Below are 7,933 nucleotides of genomic sequence, written 5' to 3'. Positions count from 1 at the left end.
CCCGGACCGAAACGGCCCGGGCCACCGACGGCAGCAATTACGCAGGGGTACGCGACGACCACGCGGCCCAGAGGCTCGCATAGCGCCCACCGGCCGCGACCAGCTCGTCGTGCGGGCCGGACTCCACGATGGACCCGTGTTCCATCACGATGACCCGGTCCGCCGCCGCCGCCTGGGTGAGGCGGTGCGCGACGACCAGTGACGTACGTCCCTCGAGCGCCGCCGCGGCGGAGTCCTCCAGGGCCCGGGCGCCCGCGCTGCCCGCTTCCGCTGTCGCCTCGTCCAGCACCGCCACGGCCGGGTCCAGCAGGACCAGCCGGGCCAGGGCGAGCTGCTGTGCCTGGGCCGCGGTCAGCTCGTGCTCACCGTCGCCGACCAGCGTGTCCAGCCCCTCGGGTAGCGCCTGCGCCCAGGTCAGCGCACCGACCTTCGCCAACGCGGCCACCGCCTCGTCGATGGACGCGCCCGGACGGGCCAGGCGCAGATCCTCGATGAGCGGGCCGGCGAAGACGTGCGTCTCCTGGCTGACGATGGCCACGGTCCGCGGGGGCAGATCAGCAACGGGGACCCCGTCCACGTACGCGGAACCGCTCGTCGGTCGCAGGATGCCGGCGGCGATCGACGCCGCCGTGGTCTTCCCCGCCCCGGTGGAACCGACCAGGGCGACGCGCTCCCCCGGCTCGATCCGCAGCGACACCTCGTGCAGCACCGGTGTGGTGCCGTCGTAGCTGAAGCCGACCTTGTCGAGGGTCAGCGCCGATCCGGCCGGACGCTCGCCGGACGGCACCACCGGCACGTCCATCCGCACCACGCCGACCAGCCGGCTGAGGCTCGCACCCGCGGACTGCATCTCGTCGAAGGTGAACATCAGCATGGCGACCGGGTTGAACAGGCGGTGGAACAGCAGCGCCGCCGCCGAGGTCTCGCCGACCGTCACCGAGCCGTTGCGGACCAGCCAGAAGCCGGTCACCAGGATCACCGCGAGCCCGAAGAACTCGGCCCGGTTGATCCGGCCACCGAACCGGGTGAACAGGATGAAGACGTTCACCGAGATGTCCCGGGCCTTGCGGGAGGCCGTACCGATCTCACCCAGGTGCCGGTCCTCGAGCCGGTACGCGTGCACCGTCCGCAGTCCCTGCATGCTCTCCACCAGCAGCTGGGAGCGTTCGGCGATGGCCACCCGCTGATCCGCGTAGCGCGGTGCGGCTTTCGGCAGGTACCAGCGCAGCGCGAACACGTAGAACGGCACCGCGACGGCACCGGCCAGGCCGAGCCGCCAGTCGATGCCGGCCATCGCCACGAGGCTGAGCAGGCCGAGCAGCAGCGCCGAGATAACCTGCGGCAGCACGTCGGAGACGGCCTTGCCGATGGCCGCGATGTCCGCGCCCACCCGGGAGAGCAGGTCGCCGCGGCCGGCCCGGTCCAGCACCAGCGCGGGCAGGCGCAACGCGGTCGCGACGGTGCTCTCGCGCAGGTCGGCGAGCATCCGGGCGCCGAGGCGCCCGGACAGGTACGCCGAGAGGCCGGTCGCGGCGCCCCCGATGAGCGCGGACACCAGGATGACCAGTGAGATCGAGCCGATGGCGGAGGTGCCGGCCCCCTCGCGGACCCGGTCGACGAGCATGCCGAGCACGTACACCGGGATGATCGTCGCGGTGGCCGCGACGATGCCCGCGCCCAGCGTGTAGGCGACCTCGACCTTGCGGGTACGCAGCTCGGCGCCCAGCCAGGCGCGGCTTTCCCTGGCCGTGGCGATGGGGAGGGTCATCGCAGCACCATCCGGCGGTAGTCGTCGTTCGCGTCGCCGAGCTCGGCGTGCGAGCCCTCGGAGGTGACCACACCGTCGCCGAGCACGACCACGCGGTCGGTCGCGGCGAGCAGCGCGGGGCTGCTGGTGATCACGATGGTGCCGAAGCCGGAGTCCGGGCCGTGCCGCAGCGCGCGGATGCCCTGCGCGATGGCGTGCTCGGTGACCGCGTCGACCGCGGTCGTGGGGTCGTGCAGCACCAGCACCGGCGGGCGGGCGAGCAGCGCGCGGGCCAGGGCGAGGCGTTGACGTTGCCCGCCGGACAGGCTCGCGCCGCGTTCGGCGACGGGCGCGTCCAGCCCCTCGGCGGACAGCGAGAGCACGTCGTCGGCGGCGGCCGCGGTCAGCGCCTCCGCCAGGTGCTCGTCGTTCGACAGGGCCACGTTGCTCCCGATGGTGCCGGTGAAGAGGTCCGTGTTGTGCGGTTCCACGAGCAGCAGGCCACGGGCCCGGGACCGCTCGACGCTCTCCAGCGCGACGCCGGCGATCTGCACCGTGCCCTCGAACTCGGTGGGCATCGCGAGCAGTTTCACCAGGGCCTCGGCGTCGCCGGGCCGGCGGGCGACCACACCGACGAACTCACCGGGACGCACGTGCAGGTCCAGGCCTTCCAGGGGGCCGTGCCGCACCCCGGACAGGCGCAGCTCGCAACGCTGGTCGCTGGGCTCGGCCACCCCCTCGGGCAGGATCATCCCGGCGTCGGTGACCTGGGCGACCCGGTCGGCGGAGGCGCGGGCCTCGGCGATCCAGCTCGGCACGATGGCCAGCAGACCGAACGGCTCCATGAGGAACTGCGCGGAACCGATCACGGTGATGAACTGGCCCACGGTGATCCGCCCGGTCAGCGCGAACCAGCCGGCCAGGATCGCGATGCCGCAGGCCAGCAATGTGCTCAGCGTGGTGGAGGCGGCCTGGTAGCCGCCCTGGGTGCGGGCCGCGCGCAGGGTCGCCGCCAGCGACCGGCGGCTGACCGTGCGGTAGCGGTCGGCGGCCGCGTCCTGGGCGCCGATGCCCCGCAGCGGGCGCAGCCCGGTGACCAGGTCGGTGGCCAGCGACGTGGCCCGCCCGGCCTGGGCCTGCTGCTCGGCGACCCGCTTGGTGATCAGCGGCGCGCTGACCTGCAGCACGACCAGCACGATCGGGGTGGCGACCAGCACGGCCAGGCCCAGCGGGACGCTGATCAGCAGCAGGGTCACGGCACTGATGGCGGTGGCGACGATCGAGCCCGCGATCCTCGGCACATAGTCGAGCAGGTACGACGTCTCGTCGGCGTCGGTGGTGGACACGGTCAGCAGATCACCGGCGCGGAACCCGGTCCGGGCCCCGCGCGGGTGCAGGATCTTCGCGGTGACCTCGAGCCGCAGCTGGTGGCCCTCCTCCGCGATCGCCTTCATCAGCTGCCGCGACCCGAACCGGTACGCGGTGTTCAGCACGACGAAGAGCAGGCCCAGCGCACCCACCCACAGCAGCAGCGACCGGCCGTCACCGGGCCCGACCGCCTGGTCGACGGTGACGCCGATGAGGATCGGGATCGACGCCTCACAGGCCTGGTGCACACCGATCAGCGCGGTGCCGGTCCAGAGCCGCTTGCCGTTGCGGGTGACGACCCGGCGCAGGACGCGCGAACCGGAACGGCTCACTGCGGCGACATGCTGTCACGCAGGCTCTTCGGCCGCAGGTCGGTCCACGTGCGGTCCACGTGGTCCAGGGCCTCCTGACGCGACGACGGGCCGAACACGCTGCGCCAGCCGGACGGGATCTCCTTGAACGCCGGCCAGAGCGAGTGCTGCTCCTCGTCGTTCACGAGGACATGGAACGTGCCGTTCTCGTCGTCGAAGGGGTTGCTGGACATGAGGACTCCTCTTCTCCTGGAGAAGTAAGGCTAGCCTAAGCTGGAGCGCGGAATCACCAGCGGGGTGTGCGTCTCCGGGTCGTCGATGATGCGGCAACCGAGGCCGAACACCTGCTCCACGAGATCGGCGGTCATCACTTCCCGCGGATCACCCTGGGCGACGATCGCCCCCGCCTTCATCACCACCAGATGATCGGCGTAGCGGGCCGCCTGATTCAGGTCGTGCAGCACGGCCACCATCGTCGTGTTCTGGTCCCGGTTGAGGCGTACGCACAGCTCCAGCAGTTCGATCTGATGCGCGATGTCCAGGAACGTGGTCGGCTCGTCCAGCAGCACGATCGGGGTCTGCTGGGCCAGCACCATCGCCACCCACACGCGCTGCCGCTGACCGCCGGACAGCGTGTCGACCAGCTCCCCGGAAAGCTCGGTGACCCCGGTCGCGGCCATCGCCGACACCACGGCGGCCTCGTCCGCGGGCGACCACTGCCGGATCAGTTTCTGATGCGGGAACCGGCCCCGGGCGACCAGCTCGGCCACCGAGATGCCGTCCGGCGCGATCGACGACTGCGGCAGCAACCCCAGCCGGCGGGCGACCTCCTTGGCCGGGCGCGAATGGATGTCCCGGCCGTCCAGCAGCACCTCACCCGCGTTCGGTTTGAGCAACCGGGAGAGCGCCCGCAGCAACGTCGACTTGCCGCACGCGTTCGGGCCGATGATCGCGGTGAACCGGCCCTCCGGCACCTCCAGGGACAGATGCTCGCTGATCGTCTTCTTGTCGTATCCGATGGTGATGTCACGGGCGGTCAGGCTCATGGATGTCCTTATCGGCGAGCTTGGCGGATCAACAGCCAGACGAAGTAGAGCCCGCCCACCGACACGGTCACCACACCGACCGGCAGCTGGGTCGGCGCGAACGCCCGCTGCGCGAGCCAGTCGCTCAGCATGAGCAGGAACGCCCCCATCGCGGCGGACGGGACCAGGGCGATGCCGGGCGTCCGGGTCAGACGCTGGGCGAGCTGCGGCGCGGCCAGCGCGACGAACGAGATCGGACCGGCGGTCGCGGTCGCGACGGCGGTCAGGGCGACACCCACCACCAGGTACGCGAGACGTACGGGCTCCACGCGCACGCCCAGCGCCGCCGCGGCATCCTCACCCATCTCGAGCAGGGCGAGGCGGGGGCCGTACCCGATGAGAACCAGGACCAGCACGCCCACGATGACCACCGCCGGGGTGACCTGCGCCCAGCCGAGCCCGTTGAGGCTGCCCTGACCCCACAATGCGGCGGCGTAGGCGGCCTGCAGGTCCATCTTGATGATGAACCACTGGTTCGCGGAGGCGAGCATGGCGCTGATCGCGATCCCCACGATGATCAGCCGGAAGCCCTGGACCCCGCGCTTGAACGCGAGCAGGTAGACGACCGCGGCGGTGGCGAGCCCACCGGCCAGCGCACCACCGGCCAGGAAATAGTAGCCGTTGCCGAAAAGAACGGTGACGACCAGGACACCCGTGTACGCGCCGGTGTTGAACCCGATGATGTCCGGGCTGCCCAGCGGGTTGCGGGTGAGCGCCTGGAAGACCGCGCCGGCCAGCCCCAGCGCCGCGCCGATGACCAGGGCGAGCAACACCCGGGGCAGCCGCCATTCCACAACCACGAGCCGGGCCGCCCGGGTGCCCTCCCCGGCCAGCGCCTCGACGACCTGCGACGGGCTGAGCGTGAACTCCCCGGTGCCCAGCGCCAGCACACCGATGGCCAGCGCCAGCAGCGTGAGGATGCCGGTGACCAGCAAGGGTCTGAGGGCGACCCGCGCGTTCACCCCGGTGGACGGCCGCAGGACGAGCACCCGCCGGCCGAAATCTACTCTGCTCACAGGCCACTCACCCTGGCACGGCGAACCCACCAGATCAGCACGGGCGCACCGACGAACGCGGTGATCACACCGACCCGCAGCTCGCCGGGGCGCACCACGAGCCGGCCCAGGATGTCGGCGACCAGCAGCAGCACCGGCCCGAGCACCACCGTGTACACGAAGATCCACCGCTGGTCCGGCCCGACGATCCACCGCACCACGTGCGGGACCATCAGCCCGACGAACCCGATCGGCCCGACCGCCGCGGTGGCCGCCCCGGTCAGCAGCATCACCGCGACCGTGGCCAGCACCCGGGTCCGGCCGATGTTCGCCCCCAGCGTACGGGCCAGGTCGTCACCGAGCGCCACCGCGTTCAGCGACCGCGCCACGACCAGGGCCAGCACCGCCCCGGCCAGCACGAACGGCGCGATCGTCAGCGCCACGTCGGCGGGCCGGCCGGACAGCGACCCGACATCCCAGAACCGCAGGTAGTCGAAGGCCCGCGGACGGACCAGCCGGATACCGCCGGAGATCCCGTCCATCACCGCGCCGAGCGCGATGCCGGCCAGCGTGAGCCGCACCGGGGTGGCACCGCCGCGGCCCACCGAGCCGAGCAGATACACCAGGGTCAGCGCGAAGGCGACACCGAGGAAACCGAACCACATGTACTGCGAGAGGCTGGTCAGCCCGAACACCCCGACGGCGAGGACCACGAACAGCGCGGCACCGGAATTGACGCCGAGCACCTGGGTGTCGGCGAGCGGGTTACGGGTGACCGCCTGGATGACCGCACCGGACAGTCCGAAAGCGACCCCGGCCAGCAGTCCCAGGATCGTCCGCGGCACCCGCAGGTCCCGCACGATCGACTGGTCGTCGGTGTCGGCGTAGTGGACGAACGCGTCCCAGACGGTGTGCGGCGAGATGTTCCGGGTGCCGAGCGCGATGCTGAGCAGACACACCAGAGCGAGAACGGTCACCGCCACGACGAGCCCGATCCCACGGCGCGCCTGGGTACCGGCAAGCCCCCCGGACGGCTCCGGACGCGCGGGCGCCGGCGTACGCGTCAGGACCATGGGCGAAGCTTAGGCTAGCCTTCCCTATCCGTCAGCATCGGCCGCCCGGGTGCGCCTCTCACCATCGCTCGAGACGCGCGGACAGCACGGCCAGCGCGGCCATCCCGGCGGTCGAGGTCCGCAGCACCGACTCGCCGAGCTTCACCGGCTGCGCCCCCGCCGCGACGAACGAACCCAGCTCCTGATCGGTGATCCCACCTTCCGGCCCCACGACCAGCACGATCTCCCCGGCGTCGGGCAGCTTCGCGGCGGTCAGCCGGTCGGTCGCCTCCTCGTGCAGCACGAACGCGGCACTGGCCGCACCCAACCGCACGGCCACCTTCTTGGTGGAAAGATCCGGATCACCGGAGACCACCGGAAGCCACGGCCGGCGGGCCTGCTTGGCGGCTTCCCGCGCGGTCGAGACCCACTTCTCTTTCGCGCGTACGCCGCGATCGCCGCGCCACTGCGCCACCGACCGCGACGCGGCCCACGGGACGATCTCGTCGACCCCGATCTCGGTCATCGCCTGCACGGCCAGCTCACCCCGGTCACCCTTGGCGATCCCCTGCACGACGACCAGCCGCGGATCCGAGGCGGGTACGAGCGTCCGCTTCCCCACCTTGATGTCGACACTGCCCCGGCCGACGGCGGCGACCTCACCCCGGGCCAGCCCACCCCGGCCGTCGGAGAGCAGCACCGCCTCCCCGGCCTTCAGCCGCTGCACATCAGCAGCGTGATGCCCCTCTTTGCCCCCGAGCGTGTACCGGGAGGAAGTAGGCAGATCGTCGACAAGAAACAACGGCGCGGACACGCCCCGAACGCTACCTGGTCAGCCCACGAACAAGGTCAGCGAGCAGGCCCGTCAAGCCCGTAGTTCCCCGGGAGCGACCGGAGGACCTCGGCGAGCGGCACCTTCGCCGCCATTTCATAAGTCCGATCCGGTCCGAGCACATACATGTCCACGGTTTGCGCTTCGTCCTGAGCGACGATCCAGTACCGGGGAATTCCCGCCGCGGCATACTCCCGCATCTTGTTCACTTCATCCATCGTCACCGAACTGGGTGACACGATCTCCACAGCAAGCAGCAGGCCATCGAGACTTGCTCCATGACCTCTAGGCATGAAGCAAGTATGCACGAGCGTCGAAGCCTCAGCAACCCCACGGAAAGTTCGCGAGCGGTCCGCGCGTCATCCGGCCTCCGGGCGCGGCATGGCATGCAAACAGGCGCGGGGGGGGGGGGGGGGGGGGGGGGGGGGGGGGGGGGGGGCCGGGGGCGCCGGCGCGCCCCCCCGGGGGGGGGGGGGGGCAGACGCAACCACCCCCGCGCCCGCCACGCGGCGGGGGGCGGGGGGGGGCGCCGCGCCCGCCGGG

8 protein-coding genes are annotated in these 7,933 nt (G+C 71.6%); all 8 read right to left on the bottom strand.

Annotated elements, in window-relative coordinates:
• Positions 1–37 precede the first annotated feature (37 nt).
• From ACIA6A_RS12575 to ACIA6A_RS12540, 8 genes are read right to left on the bottom strand one after another with little or no spacing between them, the layout of a single operon-like run.
• Positions 38–1,768: an ABC transporter ATP-binding protein gene (locus ACIA6A_RS12575; RefSeq protein ID WP_396097665.1), complete on the bottom strand. Its 1,731-nt coding sequence runs from the start codon at positions 1,766–1,768 to the stop codon at positions 38–40.
• Positions 1,765–3,447 carry an ABC transporter ATP-binding protein gene (locus tag ACIA6A_RS12570; protein WP_396097664.1) on the bottom strand — a complete coding sequence of 561 codons (1,683 nt, stop codon included), beginning with the start codon at positions 3,445–3,447 and terminating at the stop codon, positions 1,765–1,767. The genes ACIA6A_RS12575 and ACIA6A_RS12570 overlap by 4 nt, the downstream gene beginning before the upstream one ends.
• Positions 3,444–3,659: an MbtH family protein gene (locus tag ACIA6A_RS12565; protein ID WP_396097663.1), complete on the bottom strand. Its 216-nt coding sequence runs from the start codon at positions 3,657–3,659 to the stop codon at positions 3,444–3,446. Before ACIA6A_RS12565 ends, ACIA6A_RS12570 begins: the two co-directional genes overlap by 4 nt.
• Positions 3,660–3,689: 30 nt before the next feature.
• A complete protein-coding gene (locus ACIA6A_RS12560) occupies positions 3,690–4,472 on the bottom strand; it encodes an ABC transporter ATP-binding protein (RefSeq protein ID WP_396097662.1) in 783 nt (260 codons plus the stop codon).
• A gap of 8 nt (positions 4,473–4,480) precedes the next feature.
• Positions 4,481–5,500 carry a FecCD family ABC transporter permease gene (locus ACIA6A_RS12555; protein ID WP_396098526.1) on the bottom strand — a complete coding sequence of 340 codons (1,020 nt, stop codon included), beginning with the start codon at positions 5,498–5,500 and terminating at the stop codon, positions 4,481–4,483.
• Positions 5,501–5,523: 23 nt separating this feature from the next.
• Entirely contained in the window at positions 5,524–6,579 is a 1,056-nt protein-coding gene (locus ACIA6A_RS12550) for an iron chelate uptake ABC transporter family permease subunit (protein ID WP_396097661.1), read from the bottom strand.
• Positions 6,580–6,637: 58 nt separating this feature from the next.
• Positions 6,638–7,372, bottom strand: a complete 735-nt coding sequence (locus tag ACIA6A_RS12545; protein WP_396097660.1) for a 16S rRNA (uracil(1498)-N(3))-methyltransferase — start codon at positions 7,370–7,372, stop codon at positions 6,638–6,640.
• A gap of 35 nt (positions 7,373–7,407) precedes the next feature.
• Entirely contained in the window at positions 7,408–7,683 is a 276-nt protein-coding gene (locus ACIA6A_RS12540; RefSeq protein WP_396097659.1) for a Uma2 family endonuclease, read from the bottom strand.
• Between the last annotated feature and the right edge of the window lie 250 nt (positions 7,684–7,933).

The sequence above is a fragment of the Actinoplanes sp. NPDC051494 genome (assembly GCF_044454705.1).
GTDB lineage: Bacteria > Actinomycetota > Actinomycetes > Mycobacteriales > Micromonosporaceae > Actinoplanes.
The sequence above is the reverse complement of the archived record's forward strand: the minus strand, read 5'-3'. Positions and strand labels throughout refer to the sequence as shown.